Origin of the sequence: Actinoplanes sp. NPDC000266 (genome assembly GCF_042899005.1) — a bacterium.
Taxonomy (GTDB): Bacteria; Actinomycetota; Actinomycetes; order Mycobacteriales; family Micromonosporaceae; genus Actinoplanes.
Genome location: NZ_JBIAZI010000005.1, coordinates 125,458 through 144,575, shown reverse-complemented (window position 1 = coordinate 144,575; position 19,118 = coordinate 125,458). Strand labels below are relative to the sequence as shown.

Below are 19,118 nucleotides of genomic sequence, written 5' to 3'. Positions count from 1 at the left end.
TTCTAGCGTCCCTGGTTGGCGACCGCGGCCGCCGCTTCCTTGGCCGCCTCGGGGTCGAGGTACGTGCCGCCGGCGGTGACCGGGCGCAGGTTGTCGTCCAGCTCGTAACGCAGCGGGATGCCGGTCGGGATGTTCAGCTTGGCGATCGCCTCGTCGGAGATGCCGTCGAGGTGCTTGACGATGGCGCGCAGCGAGTTGCCGTGCGCGGCGACCAGCACCGTCTTGCCGGCCCGCAGATCCGGGACGATCTCGTCATACCAGTACGGCAGCGCGCGGACCAGCACGTCCTTGAGGCACTCGGCCGTGGGCAGCGCCTCCGGCGGGAGCAGCGCGTACCGCGGGTCGTCGAACTGGGCGAACTCCGAGTCGCGCTCGATCGGCGGCGGCGGCACATCGTAGGACCGGCGCCAGAGCATGAACTGCTCCTCGCCGTACGCCTCGAGGGTCTGCTTCTTGTCCTTGCCCTGCAGAGCGCCGTAGTGGCGCTCGTTGAGGCGCCAGGAACGCTTCACCGGGATCCAGTGGCGGTCGGCGATGTGCAGCGCGATCTCGCTGGTCCGGATGGCGCGGCGCAGGACGCTGGTGTGCACCACGTCCGGCAGCACGCCCTGCGCCTTGAGGAGCTCTCCGCCGCGGCGGGCCTCGTCCTCACCCTTGGCGTCGAGGTCGACGTCGACCCAGCCGGTGAAGAGGTTCTTGGCGTTCCACTCGCTGTTGCCGTGTCGCAGCAGCACCAAAGTCCCTGTCATGCGCTCCATCCTGCCGCAGGCGGTTTCGCGGCGGGCGTGTACCCACCAGTGGCGACCACCACGTGGAAACGGAGTTGCGCGTACCCCTAGGTTGTAAGGGAATGGAGCTTGATCACTACTTACTTCAAGATCGAGGTGCGGCGTGCAGCGCTGGTTCAGCCAGGCCATCGGTGGTCTCCCACGGCAGTTCTGGCTTCTCTGGACCGGCACGCTGATCAACCGCCTCGGCTCGTTCGTGGTGATCTTCCTGGCGATCTACCTGACCGCCGAACGCGGCTTCTCCCAGAGCCAGGCCGGCCTGGTCATCGGCCTGTACGGCGTCGGCGGCGCCCTCGGCACGACGGCCGGCGGGGTGCTCGCCGACCGCTGGGGACGCCGGCCGACGATGCTGGTGGCCCAGTTCGGGGCGGCGGCGCTGATGCTCGCCCTGGGCTTCGCCCACGACTACGGGCAGATCCTGGCCACGACGTTCCTGCTCGGCTTCTTCAGCGAAGCGGTGCGCCCGGCGTTCTCGGCCATGATGGTCGACGTCGTGCCGGAGAAGGACCGCGTACGGGCGTACTCGCTGAACTATTGGGCGATCAACCTGGGCTTCGCGCTGTCCTCGGTGGGAGCCGGGCTGGCGGCGAAGGCCGACTACCTCCTGCTGTTCGTGGTCGACGCGGCCAGCACCCTGATCACGGCCACGGTCTTCCTGCTCTTCGTGAAAGAGACAAGGCCGGCCCGTCCGGACGTACGGCGGCAGGCAAGCCCCGGCGGCCTCGGCACGGTCCTGCGCGACCGGATCTTCGTCGGCTATCTCCTGGTCTCCCTGGGCGGCGTCGTCGTGATGATGCAGCACATGTCGACGCTGCCGATCGCGATGACCTCGGACGGCTTGTCGGCGGCCACGTACGGCGCGGTCATCGCCGTGAACGGCGTCCTGATCGTGCTGGGCCAGCTCTTCATCCCGAAGCTGATCGGCGGCCACGACAACGCCCGGGTGCTGGCCGTGGCCTCACTGATCATCGGGGTGGGTTTCGGCCTGACCGCCTTCGCGGACGCGGCCTGGTTCTTCGCGCTGACCGTGGTGATCTGGACGCTGGGCGAGATGCTCCAGTCCCCGTCGAACGCGGCCACGGTGGCCGGCCTGTCGCCGGCCTCACTGCGGGGCCGCTACCAGGGGTTGAGCTCCCTGTCGTGGTCGGCCGGGACGGCGCTGGCCCCGGTGCTGGGCGGCTTCACCCAGGAGCACTTGGGCGACGCGGCCCTGTGGTTGGGCTGCTTCGCGGTGTGCGCCCTGGTCGCCCTGGGCCACCTGGTAGCCGCCCCGAGCCGCCGCCGTCGCATAGCCGCGATAACCGAGCCCTCCAGCTCGGCGGCCGCGACCGTGGCGATCGGCGCCTTGCCGCCGGCCGAGGCGGAGCCCGTGGCGGACATTCCGCCCGAGATCATCAAAGAGGCATCCGCCCGATAGGAAACCAGGAAGACAGAGCGGGTTTCGCGCGCTAGCCTCCCCCTTGAACTGTTAACAAGGTTTCCTAACGGGGGCACGGTGCGCGGCTGGCTTCGGGACACGGCGGGCGGACTCCCGGCGACCTACTGGTATCTCTGGACCGGCATCCTGATCAACCGCGTGGGCGGTTTCGCGGTCCTGTTCCTCTCGCTCTACCTGACCGCACAGCGAGGCGCCGGCACCGCACAGGCCGGGCTGATCGTCGGCACGTACGGCATCGGCGGCATCATCGGCACGCTCGCCGGAGGCGTCCTCACCGACCGTTGGGGCCGCCGCCGCACCTTGCTGCTGTCCCACTTCATCGTGGCGGCGACGCTGGCCGGCCTGGCCCTCAGCCCCGACCTGGGCGTGATCGCCGCCCTGTGCCTGCTGCTGGGCCTCTTCCAGTCGATGCCCCAGCCCGCCTTCGTGGCCGCGATCATCGACGTGGTCCCCGCAGAACGCCGCTCCCGAGCCTTCAACCTCCAGTTCTGGGCCTTCAACCTGGGCATGGCCCTGGCTTCCCTGATCGCCGGCGTGCTGGCCACCTGGAGCTACGTAGGCCTCTTTCTGATCGACGCCGCCTCCACCTTGGCCACGGCCCTGCTGATCGCCTGGAAGATCCCCGAAACCCTCCCGCGCCACCGCCCCCGCCCAGCCACCGATGCCGCCGCTTTCCCGCCCCCGCGGCCCTCGAAGCCTGAACGCGGCCGGCCTCGCGGCCTGGCAGTGGTGCTGACCGACCGGATCTTCCTGGCTTTCGTGGGCCTGACCGTGCTCCAGGCGCTGATCTACACGCAGGCCAGCACGATCGTCCCGCTGGCGATGCAGGACGACCACCTCAGCCCGTCGGCCTACGGCGTGGTCGTGTCGCTGGGCGCGGCCTTGATCGTGGTCGGCCAGCTCTTCGTGCCACGGATCATCGACGGCCACCGCAAACACCGGGTACTCGCCGTAGCCCTACTGATCAACGGCATCGGCTTCGCCGTGCTGACGCTGGCCGACCACCTGCCGCTCTACCTCCTGGCGGCGGTGATCTGGACGATCGGCGGCATGCTGGCCGCCCCACCCAACGCCGAGATCAATTCGGAGCTGGCCCCCTTGGAGCTACGAGGCCGCTACCAGGCAGTCTTCTTCCTGGCCTTCCCCGCCGCGTCTTTCCTGGCCCCCGCCTTGGGTGGCGCCGGCCTGCAATACCTGGGCGACGCCCACTGGCTGATAGTCGGCTCCGTAGGCGCAGCAGCCGCGGCCCTGCACCTGGCAGCCGGCCCAGCCCGCGAACGCCGCGTAGCCGCCATCCGCTCCGAAACAGCCCAGACAGTGACCACTTCTTAGCCCTTTCAGCCGCCAACAACCAGCCGCCAACAACCAGCCGCCAGCGACTCGGCAGGTGGGGCGCGGCCTGGAAGCCGGTTGAGCACGGCGCCGCAGCATGGTCAGCGTCGGGCGCGGCTTGGTGAGCGCGCGTCGCAGCCCGGCCGAGCATCCGTCGCAGCCTGACCGAGCGCGGGACCACAGCCTGGTAGGGCGGGAGCCGTGGCTGGTCAAGACCACGCCGCAGAGCGCACCCTCGAAGAAGTCGGGCCAGCGCGCACAGGCGACAACCCCGCGCGAGATCACAGCACGAGAGGCATCAAGGCGCGAGAACACCGCGCGGGCCTTAACAAGCCGGTCACGGCGTGCGAGTAAGAGAGTCGAGAGTTGTTGCACCGGCGGCGGCGGACGACGCCCATCCCCATAGGCGTCGCCCGCACTAACCGCCGGTCTCGGGTCGCGCCGTCCCCCAACGGCATATGCCACCCGTCCCCAAACGCCGGCCGCGGTGACCGTCTCCGGTCAACCAGTTCCCCGAACTAACGGTCCGGCGTCCATTGATTACGCTAGTTGGGCCGGTCAAGCCTTACAAGCCACTTGGCTGTCTGCCATCTGTCTGGACCGTCACAGTCACCGACTTTTGGCCGATCGGCGGATGACCAATCACACATATGTCCTGCTGACCGGCCCAATATGGGCCGCCCCTCACTCGTCCGGGTTCTCCAGCTGGAAGAAGTTGCTGCGCTTGCCGCTCGTCAGCCGCTGCTGGTAGATGAAGTTCAGCCGGCGCTTGTCGAAGGCCTCGAACCACTCCGCCCAGCTGACCTCGACGAGCCGGTCGGACTCGTCGTATCCGGGGAAGTCGAAGCGCAGCACGCCGAGGTGTCCGTCGTGCTGGGTTCCGGCGACCGTGGACGGGACCGCCTTGCGCGCCTTCGCCCACTGCCGGATCACCTCGTGGTCGGTGGTGACCAGGGAGCGGCCCAGGCGTTCGGGCTTGTCGCCGGTCGAGGTGATCTCCTGCGAGTACTTGAGGGACTTCGACGCCTTCTTACCGGTGCGCTTGCCGCCGGAGGCGGCGGACTTGCCACCAGAGCTCCCAGAGGCCGAGGTCAGCGTCTTGATGAGCTTCTTCACGAGCTCGGGCTTCTTCAGATCCCCGGTTCCCTTGACGCCGTACGCGGAAAGGCGTGCCCGCAGCTGAGGCACCTTGAGCCGGGCGATCTCGCTCTCGTCGACCCCCGGCGTGTTCGGGGTGTCGTTGTGGCTGGTCGGGTTCTTGCCGGCGTCGCGGCGAGCGGCCTTGACCATCTTCTTGACGAGGTCCGGCTTCTTCAGGTCGTCGGTGTTCTTGACGCCGCGGCTCTTCAGCTCGCGGCGCAGCTCGGCGGCCTTCATCCGGGCGATCTTGCTTTCGCTCACGTCCGGAGTGTTCGGAGTGTCGTTTCGGCTCTTGGCGGTCTTCGTGGCAGCCACGCCGGTTCACCTCACTAATCCATCGGCATTGTCCGATCACTGTTCTCAGTACCCGGACAATTCACGCCGACACACGCTAGGCCGGTGGGGCCAGGTGTTTGAACGCCTGGAGGTTGGCCAGGGACTCGCCCCGCTTGACGCGCCACTCCCACTCACGGCGGATCGACGAACCGAAGCCGATCTCCAGCATCGTGTCGAAGGATTCGTCCGAATAGGTCAGCACCGAGCCGAGCAGACGGTCCAATTCGTCCTCGTCCAGGCCCTTCAGCGAGACCCGGCCGGTCAGATAGATGTCGCCCACCGCGTCGATCGAGAACGCCACCCCGTACATCCGGGCGTTGCGGCGCAGCATCCACGCCCACAACTCCTCGTGACGCTCGTCGGGCCGGCGCATCACGAACGCCTCGACGCGCAGGGCATGCTCGCCGACGATCAGATTGCAGGCCGTCTTCAGCTTGTGGGTGCCGGGCAGCGTGACCACATAGGACCCGGGACCGGTGGTGTCCCACTCGAGCTCCCGCTCGGCCAGCGCCTTCTCGATCAACTCGGTCACCATGCGTAAGCCTCCAGGCGTTGTCTGATCAGCTCGCGGTGCTCGGTCACCGCCTCACGGTAGACCCGGAGCAGGCCTTCCGCCGTACGGTCCCAGGAGAAGTCGGCCGCGTGCGCGACCGCGCCCGCCGACAGCAGTTTGCGACGTCGCGGAGCGTCGAGCAGGTCGTCGAGGACCCCGGCCCAGGCCGCCGGATCGTGCCCGTCGACCAGCAGCCCGCTGACCCCGTCACGGACCGCCGTCACCAGGCCACCGACCGCGGCGGCCACCACCGGCGTGCCGCACGCCTGCGCTTCGAGGGCGACAAGACCGAAGGATTCGTTGTACGACGGCACGGCCACCACGTCGGCGCTGCGGTAGAGCGCGGCCAGCCCGTCGCCGTTCTGCGGGGGAAGGAAGCGCACCGACGCGCTGACGCCGAGCGAGGCCGCCAGCTCGATCAGCGAGGTCGGCCGGTCGAGGCCGCTGCCGCTGGGACCACCGCAGATCACCACGGTGACGTCCTTGGTGCGCATCGCGGCCAGGGCGGCGATCAGCACGTCGGGCGCCTTGAGCGGCTGGATGCGCCCGACGAAGGCGATGACCTTGCCGTCGGCCGGCAGTCCGAAGCGGGCCCGGTCGGCCGGGCCGGGCCGGAAGCGCTCGAGATCGACGCCGGGCTGCACGACCGCCGTGCGGGCCGGGTCGGCTTCGTAGTAGGCGACCAGGTCGCGGGCCTCGAAGCGGGTGTTGGCGACGAGCCGGTCGGACTCGGCGATCACCTGCTCCTCGCCGATCACGCGGGCGCGCGGCTCGGGCCGGTCGCCGGCCGCGATCAGCCTGTTCTTGACCTTGGCCAGGGTGTGCGCGGTGTGCACGTGCGGCACGCCCCAGCGTTCGCGGGCGAGCCAGCCGACCTGGCCGGAGAGCCAGTAGTGGGAGTGGATGAGGTCGTAGTGGCCCGGCGGACGGGCCGCCTCGGCCCGCAGCACCCCGTTCGCGAAGGCGCACAGCTGGGCCGGCAGCTCTTCCTTCTCGAGGCCTTCGTACGGGCCGGCGGTGATGTGCCGGACGAGCACGCCGGGCGCCATCTCGACGCAGGGCGGCAGGTCACCGCGGGTGGCGCGGGTGAAGATCTCCACCTCGACGCCGCGCCGGGCGAGGCGCTTGGCGACCTCGACGATGTACACGTTCATGCCACCCGCGTCGCCGGTGCCCGGCTGTTCGAGGGGGGACGTGTGCACGGAGAGGGTGGCGATGCGCCGGGGGGTCGGCCATTCTGCCACGATTTATCCTCCATTGTCCGGCATATACGCGGGGATTATTGCGCAGTCATTAATCTTCCCCGTCCCGGTGGGCCGAACCACCATGCAGCCCACCGGGGGTGACCCATTTCATCGGGAAGGATGGGGTCATGCAGAACATCGCAGTGGTCACTGGCGCGTCCAGCGGCATCGGCGAGGCGACGGCCCGCCGCCTCGCCACCGAGGGCTTCCACGTCGTGGCGGCGGCCCGGCGCGCCGACCGGCTGGAGGAGCTGGTCAAGGAGATCGGGCCGGCCGCGACGGCGGTCGCGTGCGACGTCACGTCCGACGAGTCGGTGTCGGCCCTGGCCGCCGCGGTGACCGGACTCGGCGGCCCGGTCACGCTGCTCGTGAACAACGCCGGCGGCGCCGCCGGTCTCGATCCGGTCGAGTCCGGGTCGGTCGGTGACTGGCAGTGGATGTACGACGTGAACGTCCTGGGCTCGCTGCGGATGACCAAGGCCCTGCTGCCGGCTCTGGAGGCGAGCGGCGCGGGCACGATCGTGACGGTCGGCTCGACCGCGGCCTTCACGGTCTACGAGGGCGGCGGCGGATATACGGCGGCCAAGCACGCCCAGACGGCGCTGGTCGGGACGTTGCGGCTGGAACTGTCGGGCAAGCCGGTCCGGATCATCGAGGTCGACCCGGGCATGGTCCGTACCGACGAGTTCTCGCTCAAGCGCTTCGGCGGCGACCAGGCCAAGGCGGACGCGGTCTACCAGGGCGTCAAGGAGCCGCTGACCGCCGACGACATCGCCGACATCATCGCCTTCGCCGCGACCCGTCCCCACCACGTCAACCTCGACCGCATCGTCGTCCGGCCGATCGCCCAGGCGGCTCAGCACAAGGTCTACCGGGAGAAATAGGCCGGCATGACCGACTGCACCGAAGCGTGCGAACGAGGCGTAGGGCCAGGAGGGCATGCCTAAGAAGACTCAGCAGCCGGTCGGCGAGATCACGCGGGGGACGACGAATCCCAACCGGCTGCGTCGCGTCGACAATTTCATCGCGTTCCGCTGCGGCGCGCTGCTGCGCGACGCGCCGCAGCCGCTGGTCATCGACCTGGGGTACGGCGCCACGCCGGTCACGGCCGTGGAGCTGCGGGGCCGGCTGGCGGTGGCGGTCCGTGCGGATGTCGCGGTGGTGGGTCTGGAGATTGATCCGGTACGGGTGGAGGCCGCTCAGCCGTACGCCGATCCCCCGCTCCTCGCCTTTCGGCGTGGCGGTTTCGAGCTGGCCGGCCTGCGCCCGGTCGTGGTGCGGGCCTTCAACGTGCTCCGGCAGTACCCCGAACAGGACGTCGGCGCCGCCTGGCGGCAGATGACCGCGACCGGGGCCGTGCTCATCGAGGGGACGTGCGACGAGCTGGGCCGCGTCGCCACCTGGGCCGTGGTCGAGGACGGGACGCCGAGCACGCTGACGTTTTCGGCCCGGTTGTCCGATCTGGATCATCCGGCGACGTTCGCCGAGCGGCTGCCGAAGGCGCTGATCCACCACAACGTGCCGGGCGAGCCGGTGCACGACCTGCTGCGTGCTCTCGGCCGGGCCTGGGAGACCGAGGCCACCCCGTTCGGCCCGCGCCAGCGCTGGATCGCCACCGTGCGCCGGATGCGCGACGAGGGCTGGCCCGTGCGGGACGGCCCCGGCCGTTGGCGGCTGGGCGAACTCACCGTGCCCTGGCCTGGATAAAGGCCGGGCCGGTCCTCCGCAGCGGACCGGCCCGACCCCAGGGGGTGAATAACGTCTGCCATAAGAGTCGGGCGCCGTGGGAGCGGGCGCGGTGCCCAGCCGGTTGCCGATCGGGAGCAGCGCACAAAAAGGCGCCGCCGTCAGGGACGGCGGCGCCTCTTCGGGGACGGGGCGATCAAAGCACGGAGCGCAACGTCTCCACCAGAGCCTCGCTGCTGAAGGGCTTCTTCACCAGCAGGGCGTCCTCGGCGATCAGGCCGTCGGCGACGGCGATCTCCTTGGGCAACCCGGAGATGTAGACGACGCGCATCTCCGGGCGGAGCTCGGTGGCCGAGCGGGACAGCTCGCCGCCGGAGACGCCGGGCAGCCCGAGATCGGTGATCAGGATGTCGATGTCGCCGGGATGTTGACGGCAGGCCTCGATGGCCTGCGTCGAGTCGCCCGCGATCAGGGTGTCGAAGCCTCGCCGTTCCAGCATGCGCCGCATGATGTCGCGCAGGTCCTCCTCGTCGTCGACGACCAGGACGGTGGGTCGCGTATCGGTTTCGGGCGCCTGCGACATGGGTCCTCCTGGTGACTAACGAACCGAACCGAGCCGAGACCTCACGCTATCCGCGCGAGGTTGCACGAAAGGCCCTTTCAGCGACTGAGGTAACCCGTGTAGAGCATCCGGTTGGGCGAGCCCTTGCCCGGATTGCGGATCGAGCCCGTCCCGGCCTGCGCCACCAGCTCGTCACGGACCTGCGCCGGCGTGTACGAAGGGTGCGCGGCGAGCACGAGAGCGGCCGCCCCGGCCACGTGCGGCGCCGCCATCGAGGTGCCGCTCATCAGCTTGACGGCGGTGTTCGACGCGGTCGACGCGCCCTCGATACGGACACCGGGGGCGAAGATGTCGACACAGGACCCGTAGTTCGAGGACGACCACCGGGTGTCTTTCTGGTCGGTGGCGCCCACGGTGATCGCCGACGGGGTGCGCGCCGGTGACTGCGTACAGGAATCGCGGTTGTCGTTGCCCGCCGCGACGACGACGGTGATCCCCTTGGCGACGGCCCGGTCGACCGCGTCGTCGAGCGCCTTGCTGGTGGTGCCGCCGAGGCTGAGGTTGGCCACCGCGGGACGGGCGGTCTGCTTGGCGACCCAGTCGATGCCCGCGATGATCTGCTTGTAGGAGCCGTTGCCCTTGCAGTCGAGCACGCGCACACCGACCAGCTTCACGTCCTCGGCGACACCGTAGGTGGCGCCGCCGATGGTGCTGGCCACGTGGGTGCCGTGGCCGTTGCAGTCGCCGGCGGGCCCGTAGCCGTCGCCGGCCCGGCCGCCGAACTCCTTGTGGGTGGTGCGGATGCCGGTGTCGATCACGTAGACGGTGACGCCGGCGCCGGTCGGCGCGGCGTACGACGTCGACAGCGGCAGCGCCCGCTGGTCGATCCGGTCGAGCCCCCAGGTGGCGGTGGTCTTCGGTGCGGCTACGGCTGCTCCCGGAACGGCGCAGGCGAGCGCGACGGCGGCGCCGGTGAGCATCGTGGCGATGCGCAAAGGTTCTTCCTCTCAGTTGCTTCGGCCACTTCCCCGGGGGTGAAAGGCATGCCGAAGGGCGTCTGAGGGAAAGGGTGCGGTGGGTCGCGAGGCGCTCCGGGATCCGCAAGGTTGCACGTGGGTTGCAACGCACCCGGAGCGGTGCGTTGCCCCAGGAAGATCGAAGAGAACAGCTAAAGCCGTGCGGCGGAGGACCGATCTACCCGGAGTACCGCTACACACCGCCACCGAGCAAGGAGAGCGATATGTCCAGCCTGCTGTCGCCCGAGATCGTCACCGTCGATTCGCTGACCGACCGCTGCGACCGTTGCAGCGCGGCCGCCCGTCTGACGGTCACCCTGACCAGCGGCGGCGAGTTGGCCTTCTGCGGGCACCACGCGAACCGGCACCACGAGGACATCAGCCGGGTCGGCGAGCGGATCACGCTCGAGCAGGGCTTCGAGTGGGCGGGAAAGTAACCGCTTAATGCTCTTTCGCCGCGATATGCTCGTTTCCTCATATCTTGAGGGGATCGGGTGCAGAGTGCGGCGCACGACGTGGGCAGGCTGTCCCGGCTGACCGCCGGGTGTGCCGGTGTCGCGGTCGCCGTCTTCGGCGCCGCGGCGCTGCTCATGTCCCTTCGAGGTGCTCCGCCGGACGGCCTGCTGGCCGATCCGGCGGCCGCGCTCGTCCCGGCCGGACTGGGCCTGCTGCTCCAGGTTCTCCCGGTGTCACACCGGATCGCCGGCCGGGTCGTGCACGGCTTCGCCCACCTTCTGATGATCTTCGCCGCCGCCATCGGCGCGCTCGGCGTCGCCGGCCATCCCGGCCCGGCCATCGCCACCCTCGTGGCGGTGGCCGCCCTCGTTCTGCTGGGCCATCTCATCCGTACGCTGCACGGCGCCGAACGACAGCAACAACGGCTCGTCGGCGAGCTCGAGGACCGCGAGAAGTTCGCGGCCACGCTGCTCCAGTCGATGAACGAGGCCGTGATGGTGATGGACGCCAACCACCGGGTCATCGACGTCAACCGCCGCTGGCGCGAGCTCACCGGGCACGGCGCCGACGAGCCGGTCCGCCTCGATCCCCCGCCCCTGCCGCCGGCCGGCGGCGACTGGCTCCTTCCGCGGGTCGACGGCAGCACGGTCCCCGTGCTGGCCACGGTCGCCCCCGTCCCCGACGAGCGGGGCGACCCGCGGGCGTACGTGGCCACCTATGTCGACATCGCCGACCGCAAGCGGGCCGAGGAGACGCTCAGTGAGCACGCGGCCGAGCTGGAGCGCGGCAACGCCATGCTGCGCGAGGCGAACACCCGGCTCGAGGCGGCACTCACCTTCAAGAACGACCTGACCTCGATGCTCACCCACGACGTGGCCCAGCCGATCAGCTCGATCGCCAGCCTGGCCGAGCTGCTGCGCGCGGACTGGGACGACCTGCCCGACGACATCCGGCTCGAGCTCGCCACGAAGATCGACAAGAACACGCAGCGGCTGATCAAGATGATGAACGATCTCCAGCTGCTGTTCCGGCTCGACATGGGCTCGGTCACCGCGCGGCGGGCGCCGGTGCCGCTGCGCGAGGTGGCCGAGTCCGTGGCCGCGGCCACCTCGTGCGACATCCGCGTCCTGGTCGAGGACGACCTGTCGGCCCTGGCCGACCGGGGGCACGTCACGGCCGTACTCCAGAACCTGGTGAACAACGCGGTCGCCTACGGATCGCCGCCGATCGAGGTGAGCGCCGGGCGCCAGGGCGACACGGTCGAGCTGGCCGTGCGGGACAACGGGCCGGGCATCGCCGACGAGCTGCTGCCCAACCTGTTCGGGCGGTTCATGCGCGGCGCCGGTCTGGGCCTGTTCATCGTCCGGCACCTGGTCGAGGCGAACGGCGGCTCGGTCCGTTACGAGCAGGCCACGCCACAGGGGGCGAAGCTCGTCGTCACCTTCGAGCTCGCCCCCGTCTGAGCGTTCCGGGCTTACCGATCGTGGGCGCTGCCCCGGTCCTCTTCGTTGATCATGCCGTCGCCCCACGTGTCCTTCTGCGGGGTGCGCCCGCCCATCGGGGCGGTGCCGGCGGCGCCGCTGACCGGGCCGTTCCCGGCGATCCGGCGGCCGGGCGGAAGCACGTCGTCGAGGTCGCGGGCGCTGCGGATGCCGGGCGCCGAGGTGATGTCCACATTGGTGCCCGAGTTGGCCGGGAGGCCACGGTGGTGCGGAAGGTCGATGGTGCTGGCGTTGCTGCGCTCGGCCGCGCTCGTCCCCCAGCCCGCGCCGGGGTGCGGCGGCCGGTTGCGGGCCCGGGCCGCGACGGCGGCCGGCGACGGCGTGAGGCGCTTGGTGCTGACGCCGCCCTCGACCATGCCCTTGAAGGCGGTCAGGTCGTCCTTGAGCCGGCGGGTGAGCGACTGCTGGCCGTGCCGGTCGTTCGGCATGAGGAACGCGATGTCGGCCTCGAGCTGGGCCACCACCTGCGTCTTGGTCTCGCCCAGGGGCCGCAGCGTGAGGGTCTCGGCCAGCAGTGGTCCCTCCATGGTCGACCACGACACGCGCTCGTCCACCCGGCGCTCGGTGATCTGGGCGTCGAACTCGCGCGTCTTGCCCTCGACATCCATGATCCAGTGGGTCTGGTCGCCGCCGATCGCGGTGACCTCACGGACGCCACTCATGAACCGTGGGTAGTTCTCGAACGCGGCGAGTTGCTCGTACACCGTGTGCAACGGTGCACTCACCTCGATGGCCTGCTGAACCATACTCATCGCATCTCTCCCATGCCTGCGGGTGCCGACTGTCGGCATGACTGAGAGTACGTATGCGATAACTAAGCGAAGTCGGTTTCGATCAGACCCGGCGCACGTACTGCCAGCGCCCGACCTCGGCCGCGTACCGGGCGTCACTCGCGGGCACCATCGCCACCTCCGCCGCACGCAGCATGGCCACGATCCGGCCCGACGGGCTGCGCCAGGCCTCACTGATCTCGACCAGGGTGCCGGTCTCGCGGCAGGCCGCGGCGAGCGCGGCGACCAGGTCCGCGGAGAGCACGGCGTCGTCCAGGCCGACGTCGGTGAGCAGGCGCAACGGCCGGGCGAGCTGGGTCGGCGCGTACCGGCAGGCCCGGCGCAGTCCGAGGATGGTGGTGGCCACCAGGCGTTCGGCGACCTGCTCGGCGGTCATCTCGCCGGTGGCGATCAGGGCCCGTACGTCCCGGGGCCCGAGCACGCCGCGCTCCAGCGGCAGACCGGAGACGGCCACCGAGACCGCCTCGACATGACCGAGGTCGGCCGGCATGGCCAGCCAGCCGTCGGGGCGCACGACCTCGATCTCGGCGGCGACGCGCAGGGTCAGGTCGGTGCGGCGGCGGGCCCGGGCGATCGCGTCCGCGTACGCCGGCAGCCAGGTGCTGTCCGGGCCGACCTGATCGGCGAAGGTCAGCGCCCTGAGGCCGGCCTGGTCGGCCGCGGAGACGATCACGCCGACGCTGTCCCGCCCGGCCGAGAAGCCGGTGTGCACATGCGCGTCCGTCGTCAGATCCAGCGCCTCGACGGCGCTGACGACTGATTCCCGCTCTGCGGTCACGTTCTCTCCTGGCTGGTCGGGCTTTCCCTATGACCAAGAGAGTGGAGCAGCGGTGTTGTCAACCCCGGTGTGCGGCCGGTGCGGTCCGGGTGCGTGCTCTCAGAGCCGGAACGTGCCGACCAGGTCGCGCAGTTCGTCGGCCGTGCGCGAGACGTCGCCCGACGCCTGGCGGGTCTGCTCGACGCCGCGCACCGACTCGGCGCTGGCGGCCGAGACATCGGCGATGTTGGTGGCGATGCGTGAGGAGCCATTGGCCACCTCGGCGATGCTGCGGCTCATCTCGCCGGTGGTCGCGGTCTGCTCCTCGACGGCCGACGCGATGGTCGTCTGGAACTCGTTGATCTGCGCGATCACCTCGGAGATCCGCGAGATGACCTCGACCGCGCCGCTGGTGTCCTGCTGGATGGCGGCGACCCGGCTGCCGATGTCCTCGGTCGCCCGCGCGGTCTCCTGGGCCAGGTCCTTGACCTCGCTGGCGACCACGGCGAAGCCCTTGCCGGCCTCGCCGGCCCGGGCCGCCTCGATGGTGGCGTTGAGGGCGAGCAGGTTGGTCTGCTCGGCGATCGAGGTGATCAGCTTGATGACGTTGCCGATCTCGGCCGAGGAGTCGCCGAGCTGCCGAACGGTGTCGGTGGCGCGGGCCGCCTCGGAGACCGCCACCGAGGCGATCTGGGCCGACTCGCTGGTGTTGCGGGAGATCTCGCGGATGGCCAGGCCCATCTCCTCGGAGCCGGCGGCCACCGATTGCACGTTGCGGGAGATCTCCTCGGCCTCGGCGGCGGCCGCGGCCGACTGCCGGTCGGTGTTCTCGGCCGCCTCGGAGATGCGCACGGCCACCACGGAGAGCTGACCCGCGGCCTCGGCCAGGGCGTCGGCGTCACGGCCGATGGTGGCCATGGACGTACGCATCGACTCGAGCGCCCCGTCGAGTCCGGCGGCCATGCGGCCGAGCTCGTCGCGGCTCGTGATGTTGCTCCGCCCGGTCAGGTCGCCACGGGAGAGCGCGTCGATCACCGCGCCGAGCGTGCGCACCGGCACGAGGATCGAACGGGCCAGCGGGATGGCCAGCGCCACCAGCAGGATCAGCCCGACGAGGGCGACGACCAGCGACAGCGTACGGATGCGGTTGACCGTCGTGGTCATGTCGGCCTGCTCGGACTCGACCGCGGCGGTCACCTGGTCGACCAGCGCGCCCAGCTCGTCGTCGGTCTTGTTGTTCCGCTCGGCGATCTCGCCGAGCCGCGAGGTCACCGAGCCGGTGCCGGCCTTGGCCGCGGTGGTGAACTCGGTGATGAAGGCGCTGAAGTCGACGAAGTCCGGACGGTCGTCGGCGAACGTGGCCGCCATGTCGCCGGGCAGATTCGCGGCCACCACGGCGTCGGCCGCCTCGGTCGACGACTGCACGTCGTCCAGGACGTCCTGCGTGACGTCCTGACCCAGGGCGGAGCGGTAGGCGTCCACCTTGAGCTCGCTCTGCCGGGTGTCCAGATGGTTCAGCGCGGCCTGTCCCTGCTGGAGGCGGGACACCAGATCGGCCTGGTCGGCGAGCCGGTCCTGCCCGACCAGTGAGATCGTGGCGAGGGCGGCCAGCATGACGGCGCCGACCACCACGATCAACGTCAGCCGCTTGGCGATCCCGAGGTGGGCGAGTCGCGACATCGCATCTCCCTTGGCAACTGTCCTGCAGTTCAGGAAGAGAGCGTGGCGGTGCGCCCGCCACGCTCACACCGTCGTGTCCGGTCCCTGCAGCAGCTTCGAGACCGCCTGGACCTCGTCCTCCGTCGGCGAGGCGGCCTCTTTGTTGGCCGCCTGCAGCTCCCGGTACACCTCTTCCCGATGCACCTGCACGTCACGCGGAGCCTGGATGCCCAGCCGGATCACATCGCCGCGCGCCTCGAGCACAGTGATGATGACGTCGTCGCCGATCATCACGCTTTCCCCGGCGCGCCGGGTCAGTACGAGCATCGTCGGTGCCCTCCTCCATCCGTGGACGGACAGCATCGCGAGACGGCGCGGTCGCGGGGACCGCGACCGCGCCCGAGACGGTTCAGTAGGCCCGGTTCATGATCGCGCGGACCGGGAGGCCGGAGCCGCTGAGCACGACCTGCATGGCACGCATGCTGTCCCGGTCGACCACGATCGGCGCCAGCAGGTTCGCCGTGGTCTCGTTCTGGCCGGCCGTGATGACGGTCAGCAGGAGCAGACGGTCCGGGTCCTTGCTGTTCAGGGCCGCGAAGACCTCCTTCTCGATCTCCGGCGCGTAGTCCGGGAAGAAGGGCTCCGGCGGCGCCACGAGGAACCGCAGCTCCGGGTCCTCGATGGACGTGAACGCGTAGAGCAGACCGTCCTCGTTCAGCCGCACCAGGACGAACTCCCGGTGTGCCGGGAAGCCCGGCATGGGCACCGCCATGGTGATGGTCGGCAGGCCCATTGACGCGTCGGTCATGGAGGCCTCGATGGGTCGGTACGCGGTGCGAGTACTCATGGTCACCTCAGGAAATCGATGAGCGAGGGCTGGATCACCTTGGCCGAGGCGGCCAGGGCGGCCTGATACGAGGTCTGCTGGATCTGCAATTCCATGATCGCCTTGGGCAGGTCGACATCCTCGATATCGGACAGCTGCGACGTCACGGACAGCAGATGGTCGTCTGCTGACTGCTTCATCTGCGTAATCCGATTATATCGGGCGCCAACGTCCGAAAGGGTGGACTTTAGTAAATCGTGGGCCGAATCGAGTCGACCCAGCGCATCGTCCAGCGCCTCGTGATCGTTGTCGTCCAATGCCTTGGAAATGTCACTCAGCACCGTGAAGAGCTGAGTGTCGCTGTCGTTGGCGCCGAACGCGTCGACACCGTTGGACTCGATGCGGACCCGGGCGTTCGGGCCGACCGTACGGGTGGTCTCGGCGGTGTTGCCGACGTACTTCCCGGTGTCGTCGAACGCCACGTCGCCGGGTGTGGTGCCGCCGAAGACCGGCCGGCCCATATATCTGGTGTTGGCCTCGCCGATCAGCGATTGCCGGATGTTGTCGATCTCGTATTTCAGCGCCGAACGCGCGCCGTCGTCGCCGGAGGCCGCGTTGAGGCCCTGCACGGTCAGATCGCGTACGCGGATGATCTGGCTCGAGGCGGCGCCGAGCTTGTCCTGGACCGTGCCCAGCCAGCCCACCGCGTCGTCCGCGTTGCGCGTGTACTGCTGGGTCGCGCGCAGCTCGCCACGCAGTTGCAGCGAGGTGACGGTGCCGGTCGGCGAATCGGACGGCTTGCTGAGCTGCTTGCCGCTGGAGATCTGCGCTTGCAGCTTCTGGCCGCGGCCCATGCTGCGCTGGAGATCGCCGAGCATGCGGTGCGACATGCTCGAATCGGTGACCCGGCTCGGAATCGTCATGCTGTCCCCCTCGTCATCGGCCGACCAGGCCGGTGCGGTTGATCAGCTGGTCGAGCATCGAGTCGATAGTGGTCAGCACGCGGGAGGCGGCCTCGTAACCCCGCTGGAAGGTCAGCAGGTTGGTCATCTCCTCGTCGAGATTGACGCCCGACTCGGCCTGGCGCGCGGTGTCCACCTGGTCGGTGACCGCGTCCTGGATGTCGCTGCGCCGCGCGGACGCCTGCGAGGCCACGCCGAGCTTGCCGATCATGCTCTGGTACGCGGCGTCCGGCCCGTCCGGCGACGTGCCCATCTCCGACAGCGAGTCGGCCACGCCGTGGTCCATCGCGGCCTTCTCGGGATCGATGTCCTTGGGGTTGCCGGCCGAGAACGCCACCTTGTCGGCGGTGGTGACCAGCACCTTGATCTCGCCGGCGGTGGTGCCCTCGAAGAACGCCGTGCCCTCGTCGCCGTTGATGTCGTAGCCGGCCATCACCGCGTCGTTGACGTTCTTGGCGAGCGCGGCCGCCACGTCGTCGAGCTGGCCCGAGATGGTGGGGATGATGTTGTTCATCGTGTCGAACATCGCGCCCATCTGACCACCGGTGGTCACCGGCGCGTCGGTGTCCGTCCACTTGAGAGCGACCGGGTTGTCCTCGGTCCACGCCGCGAGCGACGGCGGGCCGCTCAGTTCCACTGTGCGCGTATTGAAATCGCTGACCAGCGGGGCCGTACCGAGATAGACGTTGATCGCGCCGTTCGTCTTGCTCTGCGTCGTCGCGCCGGTCAGCTCGGACAGCTGCATGATCTGCGTGTCGCGCTGGTCCATCAGCTCGTTCGCCTCGAGGCCGGACGCGTGCGCCACCACGATCTGCTGGTTCATGTCGGCGATCCGCGCCGACAGGTTGTTGACCTGGCTGACGAACGCCTGAGCCTGACTGCGGTTCGCGGTGAACTGGTTGTCCAGCGACGCGTGGGTGTCGTTCAGGGTGGTCGCGACGGTCTGGCTGCGCTCGATCAGCGCCGTGCGCGTCGACGAGTCCTGCCAGTTGTTGGCCACGTCGTTCCAGGCGTCCCACATGTCGTGCATGCGTGCCTGGAGCGCGGTGTCGCTCGGCTCGGCGAGCACGCTCTCGATCTGCTCGTACGACGACTTCTGGGTCGCCATGTACGAGGAGTTCGCGTGCTCCGTACGCCCGCGCTGCTCCAGATATTCGTTGCGGCCACGCTCGACCGACGAGACGGTCACGCCGTTGCCCACCTGGGTGGTCGTCGCGTAGACGCCCGGGTTCAGGCTGCCGGTCTGCGACTGCATGCGGACCTTCTGCCGCGTGTAGCCCTCGGTGTTGGCGTTGGCGACGTTCTGCCCGGAGATGTCCAGGCCGCGGCGCTGCGCGTAGAGCGAGGTGAGCGCCGTGTTCAAACCGCCGAAGGAACTAGCCATCAGATTGCCTCATCAACCAGGCTGGAGCGGCGGACGCCGCCCGAAACGGTCTGCCCCTGCGGTCCGTACGTTTCCACAGTTTCCGCGAACGCGAGCATGGTTTCGCGGGCCGCGCGCTGACCGGCGGTGAGCAGGTCGCGGTTCACGTCGGCGAGGGCGCTGATCTCGGAGGTCAGCAGCAGAAAGGCCTTGCGGTGCTGGTGCAGCAGGTCGCCCCAGGGTTCGGGGGCGGCGTCGGCGAGCTCGCCGAGCGAGGCCTCGGCCGGCAGGCCCAGCTCGACGGCGCAGTCCTGGGCGTAAGCGGCCCGGATGACTTCGGTCTGGCGGATCTGGTCGAGGACCACCTCGACCTCGCGGGTGGCGTGGCTCAGCCAGCGCGAGCGCCCGGTGGCGAGGAGCAGCTGCTCCTCCTCAAGCTTGAACAACAGCATCTCGAGCAGCTCACGTGACCGCCACAGGACGCTGGCCAGGTCGGTCAGACTCACCCCTGGACCTCCGTCTCGCCTCGGGTCGGGCACGTCCCCACTGACGAGCCCGCTCATTCGGACAGGTCGGCACGTCCCCCACTCCGCTGAGGGATTTCCCCCGAATCGGCCCATTTACGGGTTCGAGGCCTTTCTCCGGGTTCGCCGGAAAAGAGCGAAGAAATCTCGCACACTGCTTCATGAACCGTCGGCGTCGCGCCG

20 protein-coding genes are annotated in these 19,118 nt (G+C 69.5%); 6 read left to right on the top strand and 14 right to left on the bottom strand.

Translation table 11 applies throughout. From position 1 onward, the window contains the following. Nucleotides 1-2: 2 nt before the first annotated feature. Nucleotides 3-749 carry a phosphoglyceromutase gene (locus ACFY36_RS21185; RefSeq protein WP_179854980.1) on the bottom strand — a complete coding sequence of 249 codons (747 nt, stop codon included), beginning with the start codon at nt 747-749 and terminating at the stop codon, nt 3-5. Nucleotides 750-891: 142 nt separating this feature from the next. On the opposite strand from ACFY36_RS21185, the gene ACFY36_RS21180 reads away from it, so the two are divergent. Together ACFY36_RS21180 and ACFY36_RS21175 are read left to right on the top strand one after the other, a co-directional pair. After that, a complete protein-coding gene (locus ACFY36_RS21180; protein ID WP_499747691.1) occupies nt 892-2,205 on the top strand; it encodes an MDR family MFS transporter in 1,314 nt (437 codons plus the stop codon). A gap of 78 nt (nt 2,206-2,283) precedes the next feature. Further along, nucleotides 2,284-3,558 (top strand): MDR family MFS transporter, encoded by a 1,275-nt coding sequence (locus ACFY36_RS21175; protein ID WP_499747690.1) that lies wholly within the window; start codon nt 2,284-2,286, stop codon nt 3,556-3,558. 684 nt (nt 3,559-4,242) lie between these two features. Here ACFY36_RS21175 and ACFY36_RS21170 read toward each other — a convergent pair. From ACFY36_RS21170 to mshA, 3 genes are all read right to left on the bottom strand, one after another. Continuing rightward, nucleotides 4,243-4,959 carry a hypothetical protein gene (locus ACFY36_RS21170; protein ID WP_499747689.1) on the bottom strand — a complete coding sequence of 239 codons (717 nt, stop codon included), beginning with the start codon at nt 4,957-4,959 and terminating at the stop codon, nt 4,243-4,245. Nucleotides 4,960-5,089: 130 nt separating this feature from the next. Beyond that, a complete protein-coding gene (locus ACFY36_RS21165) occupies nt 5,090-5,569 on the bottom strand; it encodes a type III secretion system chaperone family protein (RefSeq protein ID WP_499747688.1) in 480 nt (159 codons plus the stop codon). Continuing rightward, nucleotides 5,563-6,831, bottom strand: coding sequence for a D-inositol-3-phosphate glycosyltransferase (mshA, locus tag ACFY36_RS21160; RefSeq protein ID WP_499747687.1), 1,269 nt, complete (start codon nt 6,829-6,831; stop codon nt 5,563-5,565). Before mshA ends, ACFY36_RS21165 begins: the two co-directional genes overlap by 7 nt. Nucleotides 6,832-6,959: 128 nt before the next feature. On the opposite strand from mshA, the gene ACFY36_RS21155 reads away from it, so the two are divergent. Continuing rightward, a complete protein-coding gene (locus ACFY36_RS21155; protein WP_499747686.1) occupies nt 6,960-7,715 on the top strand; it encodes an SDR family oxidoreductase in 756 nt (251 codons plus the stop codon). A 55-nt stretch (nt 7,716-7,770) separates the two neighbouring features. Further along, nucleotides 7,771-8,538 (top strand): class I SAM-dependent methyltransferase, encoded by a 768-nt coding sequence (locus ACFY36_RS21150; RefSeq protein WP_499747685.1) that lies wholly within the window; start codon nt 7,771-7,773, stop codon nt 8,536-8,538. Nucleotides 8,539-8,713: 175 nt separating this feature from the next. Here the strand turns inward: ACFY36_RS21150 and ACFY36_RS21145 are convergent, their stop codons facing one another. Continuing rightward, the gene (locus ACFY36_RS21145; RefSeq protein WP_360246887.1) at nt 8,714-9,100 is read right to left on the bottom strand and encodes a response regulator; all 387 of its coding nucleotides are present in this window, start codon (nt 9,098-9,100) and stop codon (nt 8,714-8,716) included. Between the two features lie 77 nt (nt 9,101-9,177). Continuing rightward, the gene (locus ACFY36_RS21140; RefSeq protein ID WP_499747684.1) at nt 9,178-10,074 is read right to left on the bottom strand and encodes a S8 family peptidase; all 897 of its coding nucleotides are present in this window, start codon (nt 10,072-10,074) and stop codon (nt 9,178-9,180) included. A gap of 245 nt (nt 10,075-10,319) precedes the next feature. Between ACFY36_RS21140 and ACFY36_RS21135 the strand changes: the two genes are divergently transcribed. Both ACFY36_RS21135 and ACFY36_RS21130 read left to right on the top strand, forming a co-directional pair. Beyond that, complete coding sequence (locus ACFY36_RS21135; protein ID WP_097317735.1) at nt 10,320-10,532, top strand: DUF7455 domain-containing protein; 213 nt, start codon at nt 10,320-10,322, stop codon at nt 10,530-10,532. 57 nt (nt 10,533-10,589) lie between these two features. After that, nucleotides 10,590-12,014, top strand: a complete 1,425-nt coding sequence (locus ACFY36_RS21130; protein WP_499747683.1) for a sensor histidine kinase — start codon at nt 10,590-10,592, stop codon at nt 12,012-12,014. A gap of 11 nt (nt 12,015-12,025) precedes the next feature. On the opposite strand, the gene ACFY36_RS21125 is transcribed toward ACFY36_RS21130, so the two are convergent. The 8 genes from ACFY36_RS21125 to ACFY36_RS21090 all read right to left on the bottom strand — a co-directional run bounded on the left by ACFY36_RS21125 (nt 12,026) and on the right by ACFY36_RS21090 (nt 18,917). Next, nucleotides 12,026-12,805 carry an SRPBCC family protein gene (locus tag ACFY36_RS21125; RefSeq protein ID WP_499747682.1) on the bottom strand — a complete coding sequence of 260 codons (780 nt, stop codon included), beginning with the start codon at nt 12,803-12,805 and terminating at the stop codon, nt 12,026-12,028. Nucleotides 12,806-12,887: 82 nt separating this feature from the next. Further along, the gene (locus tag ACFY36_RS21120; RefSeq protein ID WP_499747681.1) at nt 12,888-13,622 is read right to left on the bottom strand and encodes a hydrolase; all 735 of its coding nucleotides are present in this window, start codon (nt 13,620-13,622) and stop codon (nt 12,888-12,890) included. A 99-nt stretch (nt 13,623-13,721) separates the two neighbouring features. Beyond that, nucleotides 13,722-15,281, bottom strand: coding sequence for a methyl-accepting chemotaxis protein (locus ACFY36_RS21115; RefSeq protein ID WP_499747680.1), 1,560 nt, complete (start codon nt 15,279-15,281; stop codon nt 13,722-13,724). A 63-nt stretch (nt 15,282-15,344) separates the two neighbouring features. After that, a complete protein-coding gene (csrA, locus tag ACFY36_RS21110; protein ID WP_499747679.1) occupies nt 15,345-15,587 on the bottom strand; it encodes a carbon storage regulator CsrA in 243 nt (80 codons plus the stop codon). Between the two features lie 82 nt (nt 15,588-15,669). Next, complete coding sequence (gene fliW, locus ACFY36_RS21105; RefSeq protein WP_360246901.1) at nt 15,670-16,068, bottom strand: flagellar assembly protein FliW; 399 nt, start codon at nt 16,066-16,068, stop codon at nt 15,670-15,672. Nucleotides 16,069-16,109: 41 nt separating this feature from the next. Further along, nucleotides 16,110-17,009 (bottom strand): flagellin N-terminal helical domain-containing protein, encoded by a 900-nt coding sequence (locus tag ACFY36_RS21100; RefSeq protein WP_499747678.1) that lies wholly within the window; start codon nt 17,007-17,009, stop codon nt 16,110-16,112. A 13-nt stretch (nt 17,010-17,022) separates the two neighbouring features. Further along, on the bottom strand, nt 17,023-18,432 hold the full coding sequence (gene flgK, locus ACFY36_RS21095) for a flagellar hook-associated protein FlgK (RefSeq protein ID WP_499747677.1): 1,410 nt from the start codon (nt 18,430-18,432) through the stop codon (nt 17,023-17,025). Beyond that, nucleotides 18,432-18,917, bottom strand: coding sequence for a flagellar protein FlgN (locus ACFY36_RS21090; RefSeq protein WP_498655668.1), 486 nt, complete (start codon nt 18,915-18,917; stop codon nt 18,432-18,434). The genes flgK and ACFY36_RS21090 overlap by 1 nt, the downstream gene beginning before the upstream one ends. Nucleotides 18,918-19,118: the final 201 nt, after the last annotated feature.

Excerpts from the sequence above, each read along its gene's own strand:
- ACFY36_RS21185 (WP_179854980.1), bottom strand. The coding sequence starts at position 749 with ATGACAGGGACTTTGGTGCTGCTGCGACACGGCAACAGCGAGTGGAAC.
- ACFY36_RS21165 (WP_499747688.1), bottom strand. The coding sequence starts at position 5,569 with ATGGTGACCGAGTTGATCGAGAAGGCGCTGGCCGAGCGGGAGCTCGAG.
- ACFY36_RS21155 (WP_499747686.1), top strand. The coding sequence starts at position 6,960 with ATGCAGAACATCGCAGTGGTCACTGGCGCGTCCAGCGGCATCGGCGAG.
- ACFY36_RS21150 (WP_499747685.1), top strand. The coding sequence starts at position 7,771 with ATGCCTAAGAAGACTCAGCAGCCGGTCGGCGAGATCACGCGGGGGACG.
- ACFY36_RS21145 (WP_360246887.1), bottom strand. The coding sequence starts at position 9,100 with ATGTCGCAGGCGCCCGAAACCGATACGCGACCCACCGTCCTGGTCGTC.
- ACFY36_RS21135 (WP_097317735.1), top strand. The coding sequence starts at position 10,320 with ATGTCCAGCCTGCTGTCGCCCGAGATCGTCACCGTCGATTCGCTGACC.
- ACFY36_RS21125 (WP_499747682.1), bottom strand. The coding sequence starts at position 12,805 with ATGAGTATGGTTCAGCAGGCCATCGAGGTGAGTGCACCGTTGCACACG.
- ACFY36_RS21115 (WP_499747680.1), bottom strand. The coding sequence starts at position 15,281 with ATGTCGCGACTCGCCCACCTCGGGATCGCCAAGCGGCTGACGTTGATC.
- csrA (WP_499747679.1), bottom strand. The coding sequence starts at position 15,587 with ATGCTCGTACTGACCCGGCGCGCCGGGGAAAGCGTGATGATCGGCGAC.
- fliW (WP_360246901.1), bottom strand. The coding sequence starts at position 16,068 with ATGACCGACGCGTCAATGGGCCTGCCGACCATCACCATGGCGGTGCCC.
- ACFY36_RS21100 (WP_499747678.1), bottom strand. The coding sequence starts at position 17,009 with ATGACGATTCCGAGCCGGGTCACCGATTCGAGCATGTCGCACCGCATG.
- flgK (WP_499747677.1), bottom strand. The coding sequence starts at position 18,432 with ATGGCTAGTTCCTTCGGCGGTTTGAACACGGCGCTCACCTCGCTCTAC.